Source organism: Achromobacter sp. FW305-C-30-7 (assembly GCF_058783105.1).
The window spans coordinates 507920-529945 of the sequence record NZ_JBYSYI010000003.1 but is presented as its reverse complement, the minus strand read 5'-3'; the positions used below and the strand labels follow the sequence as shown (position 1 = coordinate 529945).

At 66.3% G+C, this 22026-nt stretch carries 20 protein-coding genes; 10 read left to right on the top strand and 10 right to left on the bottom strand.

The window, feature by feature from the left end:
- The first annotated feature begins 10 nt into the window (after window positions 1-10).
- Complete coding sequence (gene rlmD, locus AC3WOB_RS13085) at window positions 11-1498, top strand: 23S rRNA (uracil(1939)-C(5))-methyltransferase RlmD (protein ID WP_088158628.1); 1488 nt, start codon at window positions 11-13, stop codon at window positions 1496-1498.
- A 25-nt stretch (window positions 1499-1523) separates the two neighbouring features.
- On the opposite strand, the gene cueR is transcribed toward rlmD, so the two are convergent.
- Window positions 1524-1916 (bottom strand): Cu(I)-responsive transcriptional regulator, encoded by a 393-nt coding sequence (cueR, locus tag AC3WOB_RS13080; RefSeq protein WP_088140731.1) that lies wholly within the window; start codon window positions 1914-1916, stop codon window positions 1524-1526.
- Between the two features lie 124 nt (window positions 1917-2040).
- Between cueR and AC3WOB_RS13075 the strand changes: the two genes are divergently transcribed.
- From AC3WOB_RS13075 to AC3WOB_RS13065, 3 genes are all read left to right on the top strand, one after another.
- Window positions 2041-2241, top strand: a complete 201-nt coding sequence (locus tag AC3WOB_RS13075; protein WP_013394040.1) for a heavy-metal-associated domain-containing protein — start codon at window positions 2041-2043, stop codon at window positions 2239-2241.
- A gap of 176 nt (window positions 2242-2417) precedes the next feature.
- On the top strand, window positions 2418-3146 hold the full coding sequence (locus AC3WOB_RS13070; protein WP_013394039.1) for a glutathione peroxidase: 729 nt from the start codon (window positions 2418-2420) through the stop codon (window positions 3144-3146).
- Between the two features lie 221 nt (window positions 3147-3367).
- Window positions 3368-4804 carry a dihydrolipoyl dehydrogenase gene (locus AC3WOB_RS13065; RefSeq protein WP_492275255.1) on the top strand — a complete coding sequence of 479 codons (1437 nt, stop codon included), beginning with the start codon at window positions 3368-3370 and terminating at the stop codon, window positions 4802-4804.
- An 82-nt stretch (window positions 4805-4886) separates the two neighbouring features.
- Here AC3WOB_RS13065 and AC3WOB_RS13060 read toward each other — a convergent pair whose 3' ends face one another.
- The 3 genes from AC3WOB_RS13060 to AC3WOB_RS13050 form a co-directional block, all read right to left on the bottom strand.
- Window positions 4887-5777, bottom strand: a complete 891-nt coding sequence (locus AC3WOB_RS13060) for a 23S rRNA (adenine(2030)-N(6))-methyltransferase RlmJ (RefSeq protein WP_013394037.1) — start codon at window positions 5775-5777, stop codon at window positions 4887-4889.
- 12 nt (window positions 5778-5789) lie between these two features.
- Window positions 5790-6539: a glycerophosphodiester phosphodiesterase gene (gene ugpQ, locus AC3WOB_RS13055; protein WP_492275254.1), complete on the bottom strand. Its 750-nt coding sequence runs from the start codon at window positions 6537-6539 to the stop codon at window positions 5790-5792.
- 108 nt (window positions 6540-6647) lie between these two features.
- Complete coding sequence (locus AC3WOB_RS13050) at window positions 6648-7940, bottom strand: M20/M25/M40 family metallo-hydrolase (protein ID WP_492275253.1); 1293 nt, start codon at window positions 7938-7940, stop codon at window positions 6648-6650.
- 344 nt (window positions 7941-8284) lie between these two features.
- Here AC3WOB_RS13050 and AC3WOB_RS13045 point away from each other — a divergent pair, with 344 nt between their 5' ends.
- A complete protein-coding gene (locus AC3WOB_RS13045) occupies window positions 8285-10246 on the top strand; it encodes a SurA N-terminal domain-containing protein (RefSeq protein ID WP_492275252.1) in 1962 nt (653 codons plus the stop codon).
- An 11-nt stretch (window positions 10247-10257) separates the two neighbouring features.
- Here AC3WOB_RS13045 and AC3WOB_RS13040 read toward each other — a convergent pair whose 3' ends face one another.
- A complete protein-coding gene (locus tag AC3WOB_RS13040) occupies window positions 10258-10905 on the bottom strand; it encodes an arylesterase (protein WP_207465161.1) in 648 nt (215 codons plus the stop codon).
- Here AC3WOB_RS13040 and AC3WOB_RS13035 point away from each other — a divergent pair.
- On the top strand, window positions 10904-11581 hold the full coding sequence (locus AC3WOB_RS13035; RefSeq protein WP_013394032.1) for an ABC transporter ATP-binding protein: 678 nt from the start codon (window positions 10904-10906) through the stop codon (window positions 11579-11581). The genes AC3WOB_RS13040 and AC3WOB_RS13035 overlap by 2 nt on opposite strands.
- A gap of 89 nt (window positions 11582-11670) precedes the next feature.
- Here AC3WOB_RS13035 and AC3WOB_RS13030 read toward each other — a convergent pair whose 3' ends face one another.
- Genes AC3WOB_RS13030 through AC3WOB_RS13020 form a run of 3 tightly spaced genes read right to left on the bottom strand, consistent with a single transcriptional unit; the run spans window position 11671 to window position 15413 of the window.
- Window positions 11671-12654, bottom strand: a complete 984-nt coding sequence (locus AC3WOB_RS13030; RefSeq protein ID WP_207465159.1) for an ABC transporter substrate-binding protein — start codon at window positions 12652-12654, stop codon at window positions 11671-11673.
- Window positions 12655-12676: 22 nt separating this feature from the next.
- Entirely contained in the window at window positions 12677-14323 is a 1647-nt protein-coding gene (locus AC3WOB_RS13025) for an ABC transporter permease (protein ID WP_013394030.1), read from the bottom strand.
- 13 nt (window positions 14324-14336) lie between these two features.
- Window positions 14337-15413 carry an ABC transporter ATP-binding protein gene (locus tag AC3WOB_RS13020; protein WP_013394029.1) on the bottom strand — a complete coding sequence of 359 codons (1077 nt, stop codon included), beginning with the start codon at window positions 15411-15413 and terminating at the stop codon, window positions 14337-14339.
- 244 nt (window positions 15414-15657) lie between these two features.
- Here AC3WOB_RS13020 and AC3WOB_RS13015 point away from each other — a divergent pair, with 244 nt between their 5' ends.
- Both AC3WOB_RS13015 and serB read left to right on the top strand, forming a co-directional pair.
- On the top strand, window positions 15658-16566 hold the full coding sequence (locus tag AC3WOB_RS13015; RefSeq protein ID WP_013394028.1) for a LysR substrate-binding domain-containing protein: 909 nt from the start codon (window positions 15658-15660) through the stop codon (window positions 16564-16566).
- 13 nt (window positions 16567-16579) lie between these two features.
- A complete protein-coding gene (serB, locus tag AC3WOB_RS13010; RefSeq protein WP_492275251.1) occupies window positions 16580-17293 on the top strand; it encodes a phosphoserine phosphatase SerB in 714 nt (237 codons plus the stop codon).
- A 9-nt stretch (window positions 17294-17302) separates the two neighbouring features.
- Here serB and fabV read toward each other — a convergent pair whose 3' ends face one another.
- Both fabV and AC3WOB_RS13000 read right to left on the bottom strand, forming a co-directional pair.
- Window positions 17303-18493: an enoyl-ACP reductase FabV gene (gene fabV, locus AC3WOB_RS13005; protein WP_492275250.1), complete on the bottom strand. Its 1191-nt coding sequence runs from the start codon at window positions 18491-18493 to the stop codon at window positions 17303-17305.
- Between the two features lie 96 nt (window positions 18494-18589).
- Window positions 18590-19549 carry a DMT family transporter gene (locus tag AC3WOB_RS13000; protein ID WP_492275249.1) on the bottom strand — a complete coding sequence of 320 codons (960 nt, stop codon included), beginning with the start codon at window positions 19547-19549 and terminating at the stop codon, window positions 18590-18592.
- Between the two features lie 87 nt (window positions 19550-19636).
- Here AC3WOB_RS13000 and AC3WOB_RS12995 point away from each other — a divergent pair, with 87 nt between their 5' ends.
- Window positions 19637-20542: a LysR family transcriptional regulator gene (locus AC3WOB_RS12995; RefSeq protein WP_013394024.1), complete on the top strand. Its 906-nt coding sequence runs from the start codon at window positions 19637-19639 to the stop codon at window positions 20540-20542.
- A gap of 420 nt (window positions 20543-20962) precedes the next feature.
- Window positions 20963-22009, top strand: coding sequence for a TRAP transporter substrate-binding protein (locus tag AC3WOB_RS12990; protein ID WP_013394023.1), 1047 nt, complete (start codon window positions 20963-20965; stop codon window positions 22007-22009).
- Window positions 22010-22026 lie beyond the last annotated feature (17 nt).

Genomic DNA, 22026 nt, shown 5'->3' with positions numbered 1-22026 from the left:
ACTGCGTGAGATGTCTGACGTTTTGAGTATTGAATCCCTGGACCTGGAAGCCAGGGGTATCGCCCGCCGCGACGGGAAGGTGGTCTTCGTGGAAGGCGCCTTGCCGGGCGAACGGGTTACCACGGTCACGTTGCGCCGCAAGCCGTCCTATGAGATTGCGCGCGTGGACGAGGTGCTGCGGCCTTCGTCGCAGCGGGTGGCGCCGCGCTGCCCGCATTTCGGCGTCTGTGGCGGCTGTGCCATGCAGCACCTGGAGCCCAGCACGCAGGTGGCCATCAAGCAGCGTTCGCTGGAAGACACCTTCTGGCACGTCGGCAAGCTGCGCCCGGCGCGCATCCTGGCGCCGCTGCAAGGCCCGACCTGGGGCTACCGCTACCGCGCCCGCCTGTCGGTGCGCGTGGTGCCGAAGAAGGGCGGCGTGCTGGTCGGCTTCCATGAACGCAAGAGCAGCTACGTGGCTGACATGCGTGAATGCCATGTGCTGCCGCGCCACGTCAGCGACTTGCTGATCCCCTTGCGCGAAATGATCGGCTCCATGTCGGCGCCGGACCGCATGCCGCAGATCGAAGTGTCGCTGGGCGAGGGCGTGACCGCCCTGGTCCTGCGCCATCTGTTGCCGCTGACCGACGGCGACATCGCCATCCTGCGCGCCTTCGCCGCCAAGCACAACGTGCAGTGGTGGCTGCAGTCCAAGGGTCCGGAAACCGTGCATCCGCTGGAGCGCGAGCATGGCGACACGCTGGCCTACACCATGCCGGAGTTCGGCCTGCGCATGCCGTACCGGCCCACCGATTTCACGCAGGTCAACCACGCCATCAACCGCGCCATGGTGTCGCGCGCCCTGAAGCTGCTGGAAGTGCAGACCACCGACCGCGTGGCCGATCTGTTCTGCGGTCTGGGCAACTTCACGCTGCCGCTGGCGACGCAGGGCAGGGAAGCCGTGGGCGTGGAAGGCAGCAAGGCGCTGACCGACCGCGCGTTCGACGCGGCTTCGCGCCACGGCCTGGGCGATCGCACCAGCTTCGCCACCCTGAACCTGTTCGAGGTGGACGTGGACTGGCTGCGCGGCCTGGGCTTCTTCGACCGCATGCTGATCGATCCGCCGCGCGAAGGCGCGCACGCGGTGGCGCAGGCCCTGTCGCTGCTGGAGGCGCACGAGCGTCCCGTGCGCATCGTCTACGTGTCCTGTAACCCGGCCACGCTGGCACGAGATGCGGCCATCATGGTGCATGAAGGCGGTTATGTACTGAAGAGCGCGGGCGTGATCAACATGTTCCCGCACACCGGCCATGTGGAGTCCATCGCGGTGTTCGAATCGCTGGACGCCGAAGGCATCCAGGTCGTACGGGAACGCGCCCGCCAGCGCGCCATCCAGGCTGCGGCGGAAGCTGCCGCCGCGGAAGAGGCCAAGGCCGCGGCCGCCGCCGAGAAAGCGGCCGCCAAGCAGGCCGCCACCGACGCCTATCACGCCAAGGTTGCGGCCGAAGCGCAGGATTGACGCTGCAGGAAAGGCCTGGGCCGCTTCAGTGCTTGCAGCCCAGGCCTTCCAGTATCGGGCAGTCCGGCCTGTCGTTGCCCTGGCAGTGCTCGGCCAGATGCTTCAAAGTGGCCGCCATGTCGCGCAGCGCCTCGGCCTTGCGCTCGAGTTCCTGCACGTGCTCCAGCGCGATGCGTTTCACGTCGGCGCTGGCGCGGCTGCGGTCCTTCCACAGCGCCAGCAGTTCATTCATCTGTTCCACCGAGAAGCCCAGGTCGCGCGCGCGGCGCACGAAGTGCAGCGTGTGCAGGTCGTGGTCGCTGTATACGCGGTAGCCGGAATCCGTGCGTCCGGCGGGGCTGATGAGGCCGATGCTTTCGTAGTAGCGGATCATCTTGGCGGAAATGCCGGAACTTTTGGATGCTTCGCCGATATTCATTGCTGTGCTCCTGTGTAGCCTGACTCCGATTCTACGCTTGACCTTGCCATCATAGGAAGGTTTAAGCTGTTTTCCATGGTGGACGAAATGATGTCCATCACCCTTGAATCCTATGGAGATAACTATGAGCATCGAGTTCCAAGTGGCTGACATGACCTGCGGCCATTGCGCCAAGACCATCACGGCCGCGGTGGCCCAGGCGGCGCCGGGCGCGACTGTCGCGATCGACCTGCCCACGCACCGCGTGACCGTGACCGGAGCCGATGACGCCGACAAGATCGAAGACGCGATCCGTGACGCCGGCTACGCGCCCGTGGCGGTGTAATCTCCCCAGATGCGAGGCCGGGCTATGATAGGTCCGGCCTCGCATCGGTTATTTCTTCATTGCCAAAATCTATCGATCTATTGAATTTATTAAATTTGAATAATTGATAGTAAGGATTTATCATTCTTTCCATGGTGGTTAATCAAACAACCCCGCTACCCCAAGGAGAGATTTGAATGCTGCAAAACCGCGAAGGCCAACGTGTTCCGAACGTAACGTTCCCGGTCCGTGAGGACAACACCTGGAAGAAGGTCACGTCCGACGACCTGTTCAAGAACAAGACCGTCGTGGTCTTTTCGCTGCCCGGCGCCTTCACGCCGACCTGCTCGTCGACCCACCTGCCGCGCTACAACGAACTGGCTCCCGCGTTCTTCGCCGCCGGCGTGGACAGCATCGTCTGCGTGTCGGTCAATGACACCTTCGTCATGAACGAATGGGCCAAGGACCAGGAATCGGCCAACATCACGCTGCTGCCCGACGGCAACGGCGCCTTCACCGAAGGCATGGGCATGCTGGTCGACAAGAGCGACCTGGGCTTCGGCAAGCGCAGCTGGCGCTATTCCATGCTGGTCAAGGACGGCGTGGTCCAGAAGATGTTCATCGAGCCGGAAAAGGAAGGCGACCCGTTTGAAGTGTCGGACGCCGACACCATGCTGGCTCACTTCGCCCCGTCGGCCAAGAAGCCCGACCAGGTGGTCGTGTTCTCCAAGCCGGGCTGCCCGTTCTGCGTGGAAGCCAAGGCGCTGCTGGATGCCAAGGGCTACGCTCCGATCGAGATCCCGCTGGAAAACAAGGTCCGCGGCCGTGTGATCGGCGCCGTGTCCGGCAAGGGCACCGCCCCGCAGGTGTTCATCAACGGTTCGCTGATCGGCGGCCTGGAAGAGCTCAAGGCGCACTTCGCCTAAGCGTCTGCAAACCTGCCGGCTCCTGGGTTCGTCCTGGGGCCGCGCAGGGCGGAAGGGCGGTTCGCTGCCCGCCGCCACCTTCACGAGTTTCCCTTTTTACGCACCTTTGCGCGCGGCCCCTCGCGGGCGCTGCGGGACGGCCTACGTCCTAAGGGTGCGCAACAAGGCGGAACCCGCCTTCCTGAATTCCTGCTCCACGCCACATCGGGGGACACCCAGTCATGAAAACTCTGCATACCGATATCGCCGTCATCGGCGCCGGCACGGCCGGCCTGGCCGCCTACCGCGCCGCCCGCGCCGCGGGCCAGCGCGCGCTGCTGATTGAAGGCGGTCCCTACGGCACCACCTGCGCCCGCGTCGGCTGCATGCCGTCCAAGCTGCTGATCGCCGCTGCCGAAGCGGCTCACAACGCCGCGCACACCGAGCCCTTCGGCGTGCACGTGGGGGGCGAGATCACGGTGGACGGGGTAGAGGTGATGGACCGCGTCAAGCGCGAGCGCGACCGTTTCGTGGGCTTTGTGCTGGAAGGCGTGGAAAGCATACCCGCCGAGGACAAGCTGCGCGGCTACGCGCGCTTCGTGTCGGACACGGTGCTGCAGGTGGACGAGCACACGGAAGTGCGCGCGTCCCGCGTGGTGATCGCGACCGGCTCGCGCCCCGCGGTGCCGCCGCCGTTCCGCGCGCTGGGCGACCGGCTGGTGCTGAACGACGACGTGTTCGCCTGGGACGATCTGCCGGGACGCGTGGCCGTGTTCGGTCCGGGCGTGATCGGGCTGGAACTGGGCCAGGCGCTGGCGCGTCTGGGCGTGGAGGTGCGCGTTTTCGGCGTCAGCGGCAGCCTGGCCGGCATCAGCGATCCGCAAGTGCGCAACACCGCCCGCAAGATCTTCCAGCGCGAGTTCTATCTGGATCCGGACGCCCGCGTGCTCGAGACGACCCGCGTTGGCGATGAAGTGGAAGTCCGCTATGTGGCGCTGGACAATACCGAACGCACCGAACGCTTCGACTACGCACTGGTGGCCACCGGCCGCCGCGCCAACGTGGACGGGCTGGGGCTGGAAAACACCTCGCTGCAACTGGACAAACACGGCGTGCCGCTGTTCGACCGCGCAACCATGCAGGCGGGCGACGCGCCCATCTTCATTGCCGGCGACGCCAATGCCGACGCGCCGCTGTTGCACGAAGCGGCCGACGAAGGCCGCATCGCCGGCGAAAACGCCGCCCGCTATCCGGAAGTGCGCAAAGGCTTGCGTCGCGCGCCGCTGGCCGTCGTGTTCTCGGACCCGCAGATCGCCATGGCGGGCCAGGGCCACGCACGGCTGGTACCGGGCACCTTCGTGACCGGCGAAGTGGACTTCAGCGATCAGGGCCGCTCGCGCGTCATGCTGAAGAATCGCGGCATGTTGCACGTCTACGCGGACATCGAGACGGGCCGTTTCCTGGGCGCCGAAATGGTCGGCCCCAGCGCCGAACACATCGGCCACCTGCTGGCCTGGGCCGTGCAGCAGGAACTGACCGTGGCGCGCATGCTGGAGATGCCGTTCTATCACCCCGTGATCGAGGAAGGCCTGCGCACCGCGCTGCGCGATGCGGCGGCCAAGCTGGCCCAGGCGCAAGAAGCGCTGCGCCGTGAAGAGCCCGAAAGCGAAACAGCCTGAGTGCCGCAATAGCGATTGCACGACCTGGCAAGAAAAAAGGCCACGAGTGATCGTGGCCTTTTTTTTTGCGTTCTGCGCGGAATCAGTCGTCCGACTGCTTCTTCGGCACCGGGAACGGATTCTCGCGGAATTGCAGCGTGAAGCCGGCCCGCTCATCCTGGCCCAGCGTGCGCGCCAGATAAGGCATGGCCTGCTTCAGGGCGTCATGCAGGGTCCAGGGCGGGTTGATCAGGAACATGCCGCTGCCGTGCAGGCCGTAGCCATCGATGGTGGCCTTCTTGACGGTCAGGGTGGCGTGCAGCCAGCTCTTGACCTTCAGGTTTTCCAGGTGGCGCGCCATTTCGCTGGCCTCGCGGCGCTGCACCAGCGGGTACCAAACGGCATAGGTGCCGGTGGCGAAGCGCTTGATGCATTCCTTGATGGTGACGAACGTGCGGCGGTAGTCGTTCTTGTCTTCGTACGACGGGTCGATCAGCACCATGCCGCGGCGCGTGGGCGGCGGCAGCAGGGCCTTGACGCCTTCGAACCCGTCGTCGCCGTAGATGGTGGTCTGGCGCTGCGCGGCGCGGCCCTGGTGCTCCAGGTTGGCGACCAGCGTGTCGATTTCGGTCGGGTGCATCTCGAAGAGGCGCAGCCGGTCCGACGGGCGCAGCGCGTCCAGCGCCAGCCACGGCGAGCCAGGATAGCGCCGCAGGCGGCCGTTGGTGTTGTAGGCGCGGATCCGGGCGACATAGTCGGCCAGAATAGGTGGCAGGTCTTCGGCTTCCCACAGGCGGCCGATGCCGTCGGCGAACTCCGAAGTCTTGGCCGCCCAGTCGCTGTCCAGGCTGTACAGCCCGGCGCCGGCGTGGGTGTCCACGACCCAGTAGGGCGCGTCCTTTTTATTGAAGTAATCCAGCGTGTGGATCAGGATGGCGTGCTTGAGCACGTCGGCGTGGTTGCCGGCGTGGAAGGCGTGGCGGTAACTGAACACGGGCGTTCTGCCTCAGGCGGCGGGCCGGATCGCGGCCAGCTCGTCGGTGAAAATGCCGTCTATGCCCCAGTCGAGCAGCAGGCGCGCGCGCTCGGGGTCGTTGACGGTCCAGGCCGCGATGCGGTAGCCGGCAGCGTGCACGGCGTCGATCAGCTCGCGGGTAGCGTCTTTCTGGTTGATGTTCAGGGCCACGCAGTCGTACTTGACCAGGCGCTCGCGCCAGTCGGCGGGGACCTTTTCCACCAGCAAGGCGCGCGGCAGTTCGGGGGCGGCTTCCCTTGCGGCCTGCAGCGCTTCTTCGGCGAACGAGGACAACAGCGGCGGTTCAGCAGCGCCTTGCCACAGCTGGCGTGCGGCCAGCGCCACGGCGCGGCCGGTTTCGGCTTCGCGGCCCGGGCAGGGCTTGATCTCGACGTTGCTGGCGATGCCGTTGGCCACCGTATAGCGGGCGACGGCGGCGAAGGTCGGCAGCGGCTCGCCGGCGTAGGCGGCCGAATGCCAGCTGCCGAAGTCCAGCTGGGCCAACTCCGCATAGGTCTTGGCGGCGGCCGGACCCTGGCCGTTGGAGGTCCGGTCCACGTTGTCGTCGTGCATCAGCACCAGCACGTTGTCGCTGCTCAGCTTGACGTCGTATTCGAACATCTTGAAGCCGTGCTCGGCGCCCACGCGCATGGCGGCCAGGGTGTTCTCCGGGGCCAGACGGCCGCCGCCGCGGTGCGCGATGTAACGGGAGTAGGGCCAGGAGGGGAGTTTTGCGCTCATTTAGGTGTTGCTTCGGGTTCTTTTGTACAGGGTTGCAAGGATACTCCTTCTGCACGCCGGATCCCGGCCTGCCGCGGCGCGCGCGGACGCCGCGGCCTGCCCATGGGCCTACTTCATGGGCGCCTTGTCCTGCGACACGTCCATGATCATCCGCGCCGCCAGGTACAGGCGCGGCACGATGCTGTTGATCTGGATGTACTCGGCGTCATTGGAGTGCGCGCCGAAACCGCTCAGGCCCATGCCTTCGATCACCGGGCCGCGCGCCTTCAGGGCGGCGAAGGCCGCATCGGTGCCACCGCCGCTGGCGCGATCCACGACTTTCATCGGCAGGTCCAGTTCCTTGTAGATTTGCACGCCGTGCTGGGCCAGGGCGCGCGAGGCCGGGGTGGCTTCCAGCGGTGGGCGGCGCACCTCGAATTTCACGCTGACCTTGGATTCGGGCAGCAGTTTCTTCTGTACGCGCTCTTCCAGCGTGCGCGACAGCGCGTCGAAGTCAGAGACGCGCAATGCGCGGGCGTCGGCCTGGGCGGTGGCCTGGCCCGGGATGACGTTGCGGTTGGTGCCCGCCTGGGCCACGGTCCAGTTCAGCTTCAGTCCTTCCTCGGGCTTGGACAGCTTGTCCAGTTGCAGCAGCTGGTGCGCCAGTTCATAGAGCGCATTGACGCCGCCTTCCGGGCGCGCGCCGGCATGCGAGGTCTTGCCCTGCACGGTCAGGTAGGCCGCGCCGATGCCGCTGGTGGCTAGCGTCAGGCGCGCCTCGGCGCCGCCGCCCTCAAATGAGAACACGGCGTCCTGGTCGGCGCCCAGGCGGGTGATGGTGCTGCGCGCGCCGGGCGAGCTGATTTCCTCGTCGCCGTTGATCAGCACGGTAATGGTGCCGTAGTCATCGAAACCCAGCTTCTGCAGCAGGGTCAGGGTATGGATGATGGCGGCGACACCATGTTTGTCGTCGGCAATGCCCAGGCCGTAGGCCTTGTCGCCGTCGACGCGGAAGGGCTGGTCCTTGAGCATGCCGTTGCGGTAGACGGTGTCCATGTGGGCGATCAGCATGATTTTCTTCTGGCCTCGGCCCTTGAACTCGGCATGGACCATGGGGCCGACCTTCTCCGGCGTGTCGTCCAGGCGGAAGACGTCGGTGGGCTGGATGATCTCCACCGTTCCGCCCAGCGCCCTGAGCCGGTCCCGGATCAGTACGGCAATGCGTTCCACGCCTTCGACGTCCTTGCTGCCCGACTCTATCCCGACCAGGTCGCGCATGGTGTCCAGCATGGCTTGCTGCTGGGCTTGCGCGGCCTGGTGGACGGCGGCGACGGGCGCGGCCAGCGCGGCGGGGGCGCCGCTTACGAAGGCCAGGGCGATGCAGGTGCGCAGGAGTGGCAGGCGGGGAGATGGGAACGGCATCAGTGTGTACCTCTGAGCGTGCGTGGAGGGGGCCGCGTCCTCGGAGGCGCGGCGTCGGGGTAATGGGGACTTACCCTGACAGGCCACGATACGGGGGCCGCAAGGGCCTGGAAATGGTGGTTCCCCGGGTTGACTCGGTCCCCGGTTCCGTGCACCCGGAGCCATGGCGCAGCCCCGGACGCCATTCGGAAGAATCCAGGCCTGCGCGGCGAATGAGAAATGCTAAAATCCGCCCGCTGATCCGGTATTGACCGGTATGGGAATAGGGCGAATCGACTTCGCCTTTTTTTATGCGTTTTCTTGCGGCTTCGGGCACCTGCCTGGAGTGCGGCAACAGGGATTCCATGTTCGAATTTATTCGCAGCCATCGGCGCTGGATGCAGTTCATCCTGCTGCTTCTGATTGTGCCGTCCTTCTTCCTGGTCGGTATTCAAGGCTATGACAGCTTCATGCGCGCCGAGCCTGAACTGGCCACGGTCAATGGTCAGCCCGTTACGCGGGCCGAATTCGACCAGGCGCACCGCAACCAGCTGGAGCAGTTCCGCCAGCGCCTCGGCGCCCAGTTCGACCCGGCCGTGATCGACACGCCGGCGTTGCGCGAAGGCCTGCTCAACCAGCTGATCAATCAGCGCCTGCTGGCCAACGTCGCCGTCGACAACCGTTTCTCGGTGTCCGACGAAACGCTGCGCAACACCATCGCCGCGATTCCGGAAGTCCAGGACAATGGCCGTTTCTCGCCCGAGCGCTACCGCCAGGTGCTGGCCGCGCAAGGCATGTCGCCGACCTCGTTCGAAGCCGGCCTGCGCCGCGACCTGGCGGTCGCGCGCGTGCTGGAGCCCGTCGGCCAGTCGGCCCGCGCGCCTGGCGAGGTCGTGGCTGCGCTGGAAACGGCATTGACGCAGCAGCGCACGGTGCAGTTGCGCCGCTTCGCCGCCGCCGATTTCCGCTCGCAGGTCAGCGCCACCCCGGCCGACATCCAGGCCTGGTACGACGCCAACAAGCAGCAGTTGCAGATTCCCGAACAGGTCCAGGTCCAGTACCTGGTGCTGGACGAGGCCGCCGCCACGCAAGGCGTGCAGGTCAAGGACGAGGACCTGGCCTCCTACTACGAGCAGAACAAGAACCGCTTCGGCCAGCCCGAACGCCGCCGCGCCAGCCACATCATGATCAACCTGGCCCCTGGCGCCTCGGAAGACGCCCGCAAGGCCGCCCGCGCCAAGGCCGAGGATCTGGCCAAGCAGGCCGCCGCCGATCCGGCGCAGTTCGCCGAACTGGCGCGCAAGAACTCGCAGGACGCAGGTTCGGCCGCCAATGGTGGCGATCTGGGCTGGCTGGCTCCGGGCATGCTGACCGGCCCGCTGGAAAAGGCCATTTTCGGCCAGGCCAAGGACCAGGTGTCCGGCGTGATCGAAACCCCGTCCGGCCTGCACGTCGTCAAGGTCACCGAGATCCAGCCCGCCGCCATCAAGCCGCTGGCCGAGGTCAAGGACCAGATCACCGCTGAAGTCCGCAAGCAGCTCGCCGCCGTGCGCTTCTCGGAAATGGCCAGCCAGCTGAACAAGCAGGTCTACGACCAGCGCGACAGCCTGCAGCCCGCCGCCGACACCGTCGGCCTGAAGCTGCGCACCGCGTCCGGCGTGACCCGCGAAGGCCTGCTGCCTGCCGACAAGGCCGGTCCGGGTTCGGCTGCTGCCAGCCCCGACGCCGCGCTGCTGGACAACCCGCGCGTGCGCCAGGTGCTGTTCTCGCCCGACGTGCTGCGTGAAAAGCAGAACTCCGGCGTGATCGAGCTGTCGCCCGATACCATGCTGGCCCTGCGCGTTGCCGCGGTCGAGCCGGCCCACGTGCCGCCGCTGGACAAGGTGTCGGAGATCATCCGCGCCAAGCTGCTCGACGAGCGTTCGGCCGAAGCCGCCAAGAAGGCCGGCGAGGCCGCGCTGGCCGCCGACCAGGCCAACCCCGCCGCCGTGCCGGAAGGCTTTGGCGCCCCGGTAATCGTGTCGCGCCAGGATCCCAAGGATCTGCCGCGCCCGGTGCTGGACGCCGTCATGCGTCTGCCCGCCACCACGCTGCCGGCCTACGCCGGCGTGCAATCGGGTGCGGACTACACGCTGGCGCGCCTGGAGAAGGTCGAGGCCGGCACGGTCGATCCGGCCGACAAGGAGCGCCTGGCGCAGCAGTTGTCGGGCGCCTGGGGCCAGGCCGAAAACGAAGCCTTGGTGCGCATGCTGCGCGAAGAGTACAAGGTGCAGGTGCTGCCCGCCGCCGCCGCGGTCATCCGCGGCGAGCAGCCGGCAGCCGGCTGATCAGCGCGGAATCAGTTCAACAGTGGCCGCAGCGTCGGCCACACGTTGTCCAGCAAAAGAGGCTGGGCATCCTCGTTCGGATGGATGCCGTCGGCCTGGAACATCGCCCGGTTCGTTGCGATACCTTCCATCAGGAAGGGCACGAGCCGGGCGTTTTCGTCTTTGGCGACCGTGGGGAACACCTGGGCGAATCGCTGGGTGTAGTCCCGGCCGTAATTAGGCGGGATCTGCATGCCGACGATCAGGACTTCGGCGTCGGCCTTGCGGGCGGTCTGGGCCATGGTGCGCAGGTTCTGCTCGGTCATGTTCAGCGGCAGGCCGCGCAAGGCGTCGTTCGAGCCTAGCTCCAGCACCACCACGGCCGGCGCATGCTGGCGCAGCAGGGCCGGCAGGCGGGCCACGCCGCCGCTGGTCGTATCGCCGCTGATGCTGGCGTTGACGACCTGGTACTTGGGGTATTGTTCCGCTACGCGGGCGGAGAGCAGCGGCACCCAGCCGGTGCCGCGCTTGATGCCGTATTCGGCGGACAGGCTGTCGCCCAGGACCAATACGGTTCGTGGCGCGGAACCCTGGGCGGCCGAGGCGGTCTGAGCGTGGGCGGGCGCCATGATGGCGGTCGCCACGGCGGTCATGAGTAGCAGACGGGAAAATAGGCGCATGGATAACAAGAATTCGATCGAGGTGAAAGGGCTGGGCAAGCAGGTGGCCGATGCCGGCGGCACGCTCTCCATCCTGGAAAGTATTGATTTTACGGTCGAGGCGGGTAGCGCCGTGGCCATCACCGGCAGTTCGGGTTCGGGCAAGTCGACTCTACTGGGACTGCTGGCGGGCCTGGATGTTCCCAGCGTGGGCAGCGTGCGCCTGGCGGGACAGGATTTGTTCTCGCTGGACGAGGACGGCCGCGCGCGCTTGCGCGCCAATCATGTGGGATTCGTGTTCCAGTCGTTCCAACTGCTGCCCAACCTGACGGCGCTGGAGAACGTGATGCTGCCGCTGGAGCTGGCCGGGCAGCCGGCGCGTGACGCGGCGCAAGCCATGCTGGAACGGGTGGGGCTGGGCAAGCGCCTGCATCATTATCCGCGCACGCTGTCGGGCGGCGAACAGCAGCGCGTTTCGCTGGCGCGCGCCTTCGTGGTGCAGCCGGATTTGCTGTTCGCCGATGAACCCACTGGCAGCCTGGACGCCGCCACGGGCGTGACGGTCATCGACTTGATGTTCGATCTGCACCGGGAGCACGGCACCACGCTGGTGCTGGTGACCCATGATCCGCAGCTGGCGGCCCGTTGCGGGCGCCAGTTGGTGCTGGCTGCGGGGCGCATGGTCAACGGCGACTGAGGCGCCGGGTCCACCGCCGGGCCGCCCCGAAGTGGGCCGGCCCCCTCGGGGGGGCAGTTAGCCCCCAAGGGGTGCGGCTTGGGGCCTGCCTATTTGGATTTGGCGACCGCCTGGTTCCAGGCCGCTACCACCGCCTCATACTCCTTTGCCGCCGCATCCTGGCTGACCGGGAAGATCTTGATGGTCTTCAGTTCAGGCAAGGTGGTCAGGCTGGCCACGGCCACGTCCGTACGGGTCGGGCGGCGGAAGTTCTTCACCAGCTGGGCTTCCTGCGATTCCTTGCTCAAGAGGCCGTCGTACAGCGCCTTCGCGGCGTCCATGTTCTTCGCGCCCTTGATGATGAACATGCCTTCGGGCGCCAGGTAGCTGCCCTCGGTCGGGTAGACCAGCTTGATCTCCTTCTGGCCGCCGGCCACGTATTCCTGCGCGGCGTATTCCAGCGTCATGCCGACGGCATACTCGCCCGCGGCCACGCCCTTGTAGGTGGTGCCCGACGACGCCGTGACCACCGCGTTGGCGGCGATCTTGTCCAGGCCTTCCTGGCCGAACTGCTTGAAGAGGCCGTACACCAGCATGTAGGCCGTGCCGCTCTTGGACGGATCGGTGATGGCGAACTTGTTCTTCCACTGCGGCTGCATCAGGTCGGACCAGGTGGCCGGGGCCGGCAGGCCCTTGAGCTGGCGTTCGTTGACCATCATCACCATGACGTGCACGTTGGTGCCGACCCACAGGTCGTCCGGACCGCGGAACTCGGTGGGGATCTTGTCCAGGTCGGCCGGGCGGTAGGGCTGCAGGTGCTGGCGGTAGGCGCCCAGCGTGCCGAAGCCGCCGCTCCAGAACAGGTCGCCGCGCGGGTTCTGCGCTTCCGCCTCGATGCGTTTCATCATCGTGCCGGTGCCGCCGGTGACGGGCTGCACGTTCAATTTCGGCGACTTCTGCTTCACCGCGTCCAGGGCGGTTTCGATCGTCTCCGTGTTGTTGGACGAATAGAGCACGACGTTCTGGGCCTGCGCGGCGCCGGTTGCCAGGGCGGCGGCGAGGACGCTGTACTGAAGTAGGTGCTTGAGTTGCATGGTTAGCCTCTGTGCGAGTGGGTTATTTACCGGAGAACAGCTTGATGCGGAACGCCTTGACCGACACGATGATGGGCAGCACGATGACCGTGACCAGCGCCGCGCCGTAGGCCGACGCCATGCCCAGCCTGCCGCCGTCGACCTGGCGGAAGATGGCGATGGGCATGGTCTCCAGGCCGCCGCTGTAGGCGACGATGGAGGCCGACAGCTCGGAGATGGTGGTGAGCCACATCAGGATGGCTGCCGAGATGATGGATGCCTTCATCGCGGGCAGGACTACCTTGAAAAACGTCATGAGCGGAGACACGCCCAGGCTGATCGAGGCCTCCTCGATAGATTCGGGAATGTTGAACAGCACCGACGAAGCGTTGCGCACCGCGAAGGGCAGGCGCCGCACCGTGTAGCACAGCACCATGATTCCCGAAGTGCCCGCCAACACCAGCCAGCCGGTGTTGAAGGTCTGCACCAGCGCGATGCCCAGCACCGTGCCGGAAATGGTCAGCGGCAGTACCACGATGTAGTCCAGCACCTGGGTGGATGCGCTGCGTTTCTTGATCGTCAGGTAGCTCACCAGCACCGCGAAGGCCACGCCCAACACCGTGGCCAGGGACGCGAACTTGAGCGAGTTCAGGATGGGCTCCGGCGCGCCATGCAGCGCGCGCTGCATGCTGGCCAAGGACCACTGGCCCCATTGCATCACCGGCCCGCTGGTCTTGGTGAAGGCGGCGATGAACACCACGATGAGCGGCAGCAGCGAAATGAAGATGATCAGCCCGACGCCGCTGGTGTAGAGCAGGGCGGTCCACGACCGCACGCGGGTGGCGGCCGGCGCGCGCCCCTGCGTCATGGTGTAGACCTTGCGTTCGACCACGCGTTTCTGGAAGAACAGCACGATGGCGACGATGGCGATGGACACCACCGACATGGCGCTCTGCAGTGTCGGGCTGCCGCCCATTTCGCTGACGAAGGTGTTGTACGTCATGACCGAGAGCAGCGGCACGCGGCTGCCCAGCAGCATGGCCAGGGCGAAATTGCCCACCACCAGCGTGAACACCACCAGCGCGTTGACCAGCACCGCCGGCAGCAGCACCGGCACCAGCACGCGCAGCTTGGTCAGCAGCGGCGGCGTGCCCAGGCTCAGGCCGGCTTCTTCCAACTGGCCGTCGAAGCCGCGCAACGCGGCCAGCACGCCCAGGTAGATGTAGGTGTAGTAGACCAGCGTCATGGAGAACACCATGCCGGTCCAGCCGTAGAACGAAGGCAGCGAGATGCCGGCGTCGCCCAGCAGATTGGTCAGGATGCCGTTGTTGCCCAGGATCAGCAGCCAGGACTGGCCGACGATGATCTCGGGGATCACGATCGTCAGCACCGGCAGGATCGCCACCAGGTTCTTCAGCGGAAAGTCGAAGCGCGCCACCATGTAGGCGAAAGGCACGCCCACCAGCACCGTGCAGGTCGTGACCGCCAGGCCCAGGATCAGCGTATTGCCGAAGGCCTCCACATACTGCGAATCGGCCAGCAGGGCCTTGAAGCCCTCCAGCGTGAAGCCGCCGTCCTGCCCGGTGACGCTGTTGCTGAACAGCACGCCCAGCGGATAGAGCACGAAGAACAGCAGCAAGGCCAGGCTGATCGCGGTCAGGATGCCCCAGGGCCACCATTTGATTTTCATGGTCGGCGCGTCCTCAGGCGTTGACGACGCGGCTGTCGGCGGGGATCAGCACCTGCACGGCTTCGCCGGGCTGGAACTGCGCCACCATGTTGCCGGCATGCAGTTCGACGCGGATCTCGGAGCCATTGTCCAGCGCGATGCGATAGGCCGTCTTGAAACCCAGGTACTGGCGCCGCAACACCTTGCCGGGCAAGGTATTGGGCACGTAAGGGGCGGGCGCCATCAGGGCCAGTTCCTCCGGGCGGGCGATCAGCACGCCCTTGCCGTCCAGCTGGTCGCTGCCTTGCACGCCGTCAAAGCCCAGGCCGCAGATCTCGTAGCGCACATGGCCGGCGGGAGCGCCTGCCTGGCCGTTGCGGGCCGGCACCGGGATCACGTTGGCCGAGCCGATGAAGTCCGCCACATAGGCGTTGACGGGCGTGCCGTAGAGTTCTTCCGGCGTGCCCAACTGGGCGATGTCGCCTCGGTCCATGATGGCGATGCGGTCGGACATCGCCAGGGCTTCTTCCTGGTCATGCGTCACGAACACCGTGGTAATGCCGGCCTCGCGCACCAGGTCCAGGATCACGTCGCGCATCTGCAGACGCATCTTGGCGTCCAGGTTGGACAGGGGTTCGTCCATCAGCAGCACGCGCGGGCGGATCACCAGCGCGCGCGCCAGGGCCACGCGTTGGCGCTGCCCGCCGCTCATCTGCGCGGGATAGCGTTCCGCCAGGGCCAGCAGCCCGACCTTGTCCAGCGCCTCGTTGACGCGCCGCGTGATTTCGGCGCGCGCCACGCCGCGGGCGCGCAGGCCGTAGGCGACGTTGTCGAAGGCTGTCTTGTCGGGGAACAGCGCATAGTCCTGGAACACCATGCCGATGTCGCGGCGGTGCGCGGACACATGGGTCACGTCGTCCTGGTCGAACAGCAGGCGTCCGCCGTCGGGCGCATAGAAGCCGGCAATGCAGCGCAGCAACGTAGTCTTGCCGCAACCGCTGGGTCCCAGCAGCGTGTAGAACGCGCCGTCGGGGATGTGCAGCGACAGATTGCGCAGCACTTGCTGCCCGCCGAAAGTCTTGACGATGCCGTCTACGGTGATTGATGCCATGTTTCGCTTCCTGCTTGAGGTTGTCGGCATCATAGGAACGCGCTGCGCGCCCGACCAGCGGTGTTTTTTAAGGGTAGTCGTTAGTTTTTCTAAGAGGTCGGCGCGCGGGCTATCACCTAGAATGCGGCTGGATGGCAGAGGCGCGCGCAAGCCGCGCCCATAGAAAAATAGACGACAAGGGAAAACGTGGGAAAGAGCAGCACAGCGCGGCGCCGGGCCGGCGCGCGGGCGGGCCGCAACTGAGATGGCGGGGCAGAGCCTGCCGCCGCTCAAGGCCTTGCGCGTGTTCGAAGCCGCGGCGCGTCTGCGCAGTTTCACCGCGGCCGCGGACGAACTGAGCATCACGCACAGCGCGGTCAGCCAGCAGATCCGCATACTCGAAGAGTACGTGGGGCAACCCCTGTTCGCGCGCGAGGCGCGCGGCGTGGCGCTGCTGCCTTGCGCCCAGGCCTATTTTCCCGAGATCCAGGCCAGCCTGGAACGCATCGCGGCCGCGACCGCCAAGCTGAAATCGCCCGCCTATGGCGGAGTGCTGCGCGTCTGCGCCACGCCGTCCCTGACCATGAAATGGCTGATTCCGCGCCTGTCGGCGTTCCAGGCCCGGCATCCGGGGGTGGACGTGCAGCTCACCACGCAGGGGCGCTCTTTCCTGGACCGTGGCGGCGATACAGGCAGCGACGTGCTGATCCGCCATGGCTACATGGCGCACTCGGACCTGGCTTGTGTGCACTGCCTGGACGACTTTCACGTGCCAGTGGCGTCGCCGCGCTTCATCGAGCGCAACCGCCTGGCCGCGCCTGCGGATTGCCTGGGGCATCCGCTGCTGAAGATTGCGGGCGGCATGGACCACTGGCCGCGCTGGTTCGCGTTGGCCAAGGTGGACGTGCCCGCGCAGTTGCCCGGGCCGGTGTTCGACCACCAGTTCTTGTGCATGCAGGCTGCCATGAACGACCTCGGCATCGCGCTGGCGCCCTGGTGCCTGCTGGAAGACGATATCCGCGCTGACCGGCTGCGCCCGCTGTTCGACGGCCCGCAACTGCCCAACGCCGGCATCCACGCCCTGTACCGGCAGGACGGTCCCGCCGCTGCATCCGCGCAATTGTTCATCGAGTGGCTGCGCGAGCAAGGGCGCGACCCCTCACATTCCGCATAGACAAGGACGACTCATGCATTCCGCCTCGACGATACCCGGCCTGCACTGGCGCGGCATTGCGCCTCCGCTTGCGCTGACGGACTACAAGCTCATCGCCTTCGACATGGACTCCACGCTGATCTCGATCGAGACGCTGGACGAGATGGCGGACTTGATGGGCAAGAAGGCCGAGGTGGCGGCGCTGACCGAAGCCGCGATGCGCGGCGAGATCAAGGACTACAAGCAGAGCCTGCGCGAGCGCGTGGCGTTGCTGGCGGGTATGCCGGAAGCGGCGCTGGACGAGGTCTACGAGCAGCGCGTGCGCATCAATCCTGGTGCCGAGACGCTGATCGCGGCCTGCAAGGCCGCGGGCCTGACCTGCCTGCTGGTGACCGGCGGCTTTACCTGCTTCACCGACCGCCTGCGGGTGCGCCTGGGCCTGGATGACGTGCGCGCCAATGTGCTGGAAATCGTAGACGGCCGCTTGACGGGCCGGCTGCTGCCGCAAGTTTGGGGAGATATCTGCGACGGCGAGGAAAAGCGCCGCAAGCTGCTCGAGGTGTGCGCGTCCCTGGGCGTCGGGCCGGAGCGCGCCATCGCCGTTGGCGACGGCGCCAACGATCTGCCGATGATGCGCGCCGCCGGCTTGTCGGTGGGTTACCGCGCCAAGCCGGCCGTGCGCGAGGAGGTCAATGTGGCGATCGACGAAGGCGGCCTGGACCGCCTGCTGGAGCTGATGGCGCGTTAGCGCCGCGGCTTACGCCAGGCCGCGGATTTCCACGGCCGGATCGGTATCGGCTTCATAGTCGACGCCGTCGATCTCGAAGCCGAACAGGCGCAGGAAGTCCTGCTTGTAGCCCGCGAAATCCGTCAGCTGGTAGATGTTGTCGTTGGTGACCTGGCTCCACAGCGCCTGCACGCGGGCTTGTATTTCGGGATCCAGTTCCTTGTAGTCGGCGCGCAGGCGGCCGTCCTGGTCCAGGATGGGCGCCTGGCCGCAGAGGCTGTCGCGGTACAGGCCATAGACCTGTTCGATGCAGCCTTCATGCGTGCCGGCTTCCTTCATGGTCTTGAACAGCAGCGACAGGTACAGCGGCATCATGGGGATCGCCGAGCTGGCCTGCGTCACCACCGCCTTGAGCACCGACACGCGGGCGTCGCCGCCGCGCGCGGCCAGCTTGGCGCGGATTTCCAGCACCTTCTGGTCCAGGTCCTTCTTGGCGGCGCCGATGGAGCCGTTCCAGTAGATATCGTGGGTGATCTTCTCGCCCAGGTAGGTGAAGGCCGTGGTGGTGGCGCCTTCGGCCAGCACGCCCGCTTCCAGCAGGGCATCGATCCACATCTGCCAGTCTTCGCCGCCCATGACGGCCACGGTGGCGTCGATCTCGGCCTGGGTGGCCGGTTCCAGCACGGATTCCTTGACCACTTCGCGGTCGGTGTCCAGGCCGCGCAGGTTGACCGCCTGGCCGATGGGCTTGAGCGTGGAATTGAAGACTTCCCCGGTTTTCGGGTGCGTGCGACGCGGCGCGGCCAGGCTGTAGATCACCTGGTCGACCTGGCCGAGGTCCTGCTTGATGAGGTCTATGGTCTTGCGCTTGATCTCGTCGGAGAAGGCGTCGCCATTGATGCTCTTGGCGTAAAGCCCGGCGGCATGGGCCTGCTCGTGGAACTCCGCCGTGTTGTACCAGCCCGGCGTACCGGCCTTGGCCGCGTCGCCGGGCCGCTCGAAGAACACGCCCAGCGTCTGCGCGCCGCAGCCGAAGGCCGCGCTGATCCGCGCCGCCAGGCCATAGCCGGTGGATGCGCCCAGCACCAGCACGCGTTTCGGCCCGCCAGCTATCGGCCCCTGGGCCTGGACGTAGTCGATCTGATTGCGGACGTTGGCGGCGCAGCCGGCCGGATGGGTGGTGACGCAGATGAAGCCGCGCACACGGGGCTTGATGATCATGGGAGCCTCGATTCGGGGATTGCCTGGATCGCCCATGCGCGAAAGCGCAAAAAGCGACCCGCATTGTACGGGAGGAGGCGCCCGCGCGCTGCTGGCTCAGCGCACGCCGGCCCGGGCCAGCGGCGCGGCCTGGGCGCGGCTGCGGCGCCATTCGATCAGGCCGATGCCGATACCGCTGGCGCAGATGATGGCGATGCCCAGCCAGGTCAGCGGATCCGGGAAATGGCCCCAGACCAGCCAGCCGACCGAGGTGGCGCTGATGATCTGCAGGTAGACAAAGGGCGCCAGGGTGGATGCGGGCGCACGGCGGTAGGCGGCGATCTGGAACAGATGCCCCAGGCCACCGGTGATGCCGGTGGAGATCAGCACGACCCAGTCCAGCGGCGCCAGCGCCTTGAGGATGGGCAGGGCGGGCGGCAGGATGAAGGGCAGGGCCAGCGTCAGGCAGATCGTGCCGACGGCGCCGCTCCAGATCAGCGAGGTGAACGGGTCGTCGCCCGCGACGCGGCGCGTCGCAATGAACTGCACCGCGAAGCAACAGGCCGTGAGCAGGCCGAACACCGTGCCGACGGGATCCAGGCCGCCGCCGGGACGGATCACGATGATCACGCCGATGAAAGCAATGCCCGCGGCGACGAAACGCGACAGGCGGGCAGGTTCCTTGAGCACCCAGGGCGCGGCCGACAGCACCAGCAGCGGCGCCAGGAAATTGATGGCGGTGGCTTCGGCCTGGGGGATGTAACTCAGGGTGGTGAAGAACATCAGCGTGGCCAGGAACATCGAGCCACCCCGCAGGATCTGTTCGCGCGGCTTCTTGCTGCGAAAAACGCCCAGGCCGCGCGCAGGCAGCACCAGGGCCAGCACCAGCGCCAAGTGCACGGCATAGCGGAACCACGACAGCACCAGTAACGGCACGCCCGCGTTCATCACCCACTTGCCGCTGGCGTCCAGGCACGACAACGTCCACATCGACAGCACCAGCAACAGCACCCCCATCATCGGGCCGCCGGAGGCGGGCGCGGCTGAGCGCGTGCGACCGTTATCGGCCGGGGTCATCGACAAACTCCTTATCTGGCTGGGACGCCGGCTTGCGGGTACCGGGCGGCTGACATGATACGCTCATCGCGCCGGGGGAACAGGCTGATGATCGAACTACGCAATATCGAAACTTTTTTCTGGGTAGCCACGCTGGGCAGCTTTCGCGCCGCGTCGGACAAGCTCAACACCACGCAGCCTGCGGTATCGCAGCGCATTGCCTCGCTCGAGGCCGACCTGGGCGTGCGCCTGTTCGAGCGCGAGGCGCGCGGCGTGAAGCTGACCGCCAAGGGGCACGAGCTGCTGTCGCACGCCGAACGCATGCTGCAGGTGCGGCGCGACATGTTCGAGGCCGCGCGCGAGCAGAACGTCATGAGCGGCACGGTGCGCATCGGCGTGGCCGAGACCATCGTGCAGACCTGGCTGCCCACGCTGATCGAACTGATCCATTCGAATTATCCGGCGCTGGTGCTGGAGATCGAGGTCGACACGACCCATGTGTTGCGTTCGCACCTGATGTCGCGCCAGATCGATCTGGCCTTCCTGATGGGACCTGTGCTGGAGGCGCGGGTCGAAAATCTGCCGCTCTGCACCTATCCGCTGGCCTGGGTCGCGAGCCCGGTGCTGGACCTTGGACCCGAACCGTTGACATTGGAGCAGATCGGCAAGCTGCCCATCATCACCTATCCCTCCAACAGCGCGCCGTACCGCGTGGTGCGCGACATGCTGACGCGTGCGGGGGTGACCGCGCCGCGCATGTACGGTAGCGCGTCGATGTCGATGATGGTGCGCATGACCCAGGATGCAATCGGCACCAGCGTGATCGCGCCTGTTTTCCTTGGCAAGGAATTGGCCCGCGGCGAACTGCGCATCCTGTGCGTGCAGGCCGATCCCTTGCCGGAACTGAATTTCACGGCGACCTGGGTCCAGGGGCCGGATAGCCACGCGGTGCGCGTCATCGCTCAGATGGCCCAGAAGGTGGCCGAGCAGGCAGCGGACGGGGTGCCTATCTAGGTGTTTACCCCAGCAAGCGTCGCGAGGGCGGCGCAATCAGCCATTTGGCAGGGCTGCGGCCCGGCGTGGCTAGCTGCCCGCTGAGCCGCGCCACTGCGTCGTCTGCGCGAAACGCAACGCGCCTGCCGGGCGAGACCAAAGAAAAATTTATACCCCCGTATCGCAACATACGATTGGACGCTCCGCGCCCCTGACGCTGCAATGGCGGCACATCAATAACGATCGCCTGGATGCATAGAGCGGGGGAAGCATGAACCAGCGTATGTCCCATTCCCAGACCCGGGCGGCAAGCCAAGCCGCGCAGGCGCGATGCCTGTCGTTGCGCGGCTGATCTCCAGACTCTCCGATTGCCACCGCGCGCCGCCAGGATAACGGGATCCGGCGCGCGGCATACCATCCCGCCAGCTAGGAGTTTTGTCCATGAAGAAGTCGCTAGTTTTCGCCGCTGTCGCCGCCGGCTTGCTGGCCGGCGCCGTCCAGGCGCAGGACCTGCCCAAGACGCAGTTGAAGGTCGTGGGCGGCCTGAGCAACCTGACCGCCTACAACGATTACGAAAAGCCGTTCTGGACCAAGACCATTCCCGAGCTGTCCAAGGGGCAGGTCACGGCAGATATCAAGGGCTTCAACGAAATGGGCCTTAAGGGTCCCGAACTGCTGCGCCTGATGTCGCAGGGCGTGGTCGAGTTCGGCACCGCCACCCTGGCGTACTTCGCCAGCGACAACCCCATCAACGAAGCGATCGACCTGGCCGGCCTGGCGCCTGACGTCAAGACCGCGCGCGCCGTTACCGACGCGTTCGAGCCGGTCTACGCCAAGCTGTATGGCGAAGGCAACAACGTCAAGCTGCTGGGCATTTCCACCTACCCCGCGCAAGTGCTGTTCTGCAACGCCGAAATCAAGAGCCTGGCGGACATCAAGGGCAAGAAGGTCCGCACCAGCAGCCGCACCACCGCCGAGTTCGTCGAGGCGCTGGGCGGTTCCAGCGTGACCATGGCCTTCGGCGAAGTGGTGCCCGCGCTGCAGAACAAGGTGGTGGATTGCGCCATCACGGGTTCGCTGTCGGGTTATTCGGCCAAGTGGTACGAAGTGTCGACGCACCTGGTCGCGCTGCCGATCAACTGGAACCAGCAGATCCACGCCGTGAACCAGAAGGCCTGGGACAAGCTGGATCCCAAGGTGCGCACGTTCCTGCAGACCAATGTGAAGACCCTGGTCGACAACATCTGGGACGCCGCCGCACGCCAGACGCAGGAAGGCTATGACTGCAACACGGGCGCTGCCGCTTGCCCGTTCCCGGTCAAGGGCAAGATGGTCCTGGTCCAGCCCTCGGACGCCGACCGCGCGCTGCTGAAGAAGGTCACCGAGGAAGCCGTGCTGCCCAAGTGGGCCGCGCGCTGCTCGGCCCAGTGCGTGAAGGACTTCAACGCGACGGTCGGCAAGACGCTGGGCCTGACTGCCAGCAAGTAGTTCCCCCCGAAGCGCTG

Excerpts from the sequence above, each read along its gene's own strand:
- rlmD (WP_088158628.1), top strand. The coding sequence starts at position 11 with ATGTCTGACGTTTTGAGTATTGAATCCCTGGACCTGGAAGCCAGGGGT.
- cueR (WP_088140731.1), bottom strand. The coding sequence starts at position 1,916 with ATGAATATCGGCGAAGCATCCAAAAGTTCCGGCATTTCCGCCAAGATG.
- AC3WOB_RS13075 (WP_013394040.1), top strand. The coding sequence starts at position 2,041 with ATGAGCATCGAGTTCCAAGTGGCTGACATGACCTGCGGCCATTGCGCC.
- AC3WOB_RS13070 (WP_013394039.1), top strand. The coding sequence starts at position 2,418 with ATGCTGCAAAACCGCGAAGGCCAACGTGTTCCGAACGTAACGTTCCCG.
- AC3WOB_RS13065 (WP_492275255.1), top strand. The coding sequence starts at position 3,368 with ATGAAAACTCTGCATACCGATATCGCCGTCATCGGCGCCGGCACGGCC.
- ugpQ (WP_492275254.1), bottom strand. The coding sequence starts at position 6,539 with ATGAGCGCAAAACTCCCCTCCTGGCCCTACTCCCGTTACATCGCGCAC.
- AC3WOB_RS13050 (WP_492275253.1), bottom strand. The coding sequence starts at position 7,940 with ATGCCGTTCCCATCTCCCCGCCTGCCACTCCTGCGCACCTGCATCGCC.
- AC3WOB_RS13045 (WP_492275252.1), top strand. The coding sequence starts at position 8,285 with ATGTTCGAATTTATTCGCAGCCATCGGCGCTGGATGCAGTTCATCCTG.
- AC3WOB_RS13035 (WP_013394032.1), top strand. The coding sequence starts at position 10,904 with ATGGATAACAAGAATTCGATCGAGGTGAAAGGGCTGGGCAAGCAGGTG.
- AC3WOB_RS13040 (WP_207465161.1), bottom strand. The coding sequence starts at position 10,905 with ATGCGCCTATTTTCCCGTCTGCTACTCATGACCGCCGTGGCGACCGCC.
- AC3WOB_RS13030 (WP_207465159.1), bottom strand. The coding sequence starts at position 12,654 with ATGCAACTCAAGCACCTACTTCAGTACAGCGTCCTCGCCGCCGCCCTG.
- AC3WOB_RS13025 (WP_013394030.1), bottom strand. The coding sequence starts at position 14,323 with ATGAAAATCAAATGGTGGCCCTGGGGCATCCTGACCGCGATCAGCCTG.
- AC3WOB_RS13020 (WP_013394029.1), bottom strand. The coding sequence starts at position 15,413 with ATGGCATCAATCACCGTAGACGGCATCGTCAAGACTTTCGGCGGGCAG.
- AC3WOB_RS13015 (WP_013394028.1), top strand. The coding sequence starts at position 15,658 with ATGGCGGGGCAGAGCCTGCCGCCGCTCAAGGCCTTGCGCGTGTTCGAA.
- serB (WP_492275251.1), top strand. The coding sequence starts at position 16,580 with ATGCATTCCGCCTCGACGATACCCGGCCTGCACTGGCGCGGCATTGCG.
- fabV (WP_492275250.1), bottom strand. The coding sequence starts at position 18,493 with ATGATCATCAAGCCCCGTGTGCGCGGCTTCATCTGCGTCACCACCCAT.
- AC3WOB_RS13000 (WP_492275249.1), bottom strand. The coding sequence starts at position 19,549 with ATGACCCCGGCCGATAACGGTCGCACGCGCTCAGCCGCGCCCGCCTCC.
- AC3WOB_RS12995 (WP_013394024.1), top strand. The coding sequence starts at position 19,637 with ATGATCGAACTACGCAATATCGAAACTTTTTTCTGGGTAGCCACGCTG.
- AC3WOB_RS12990 (WP_013394023.1), top strand. The coding sequence starts at position 20,963 with ATGAAGAAGTCGCTAGTTTTCGCCGCTGTCGCCGCCGGCTTGCTGGCC.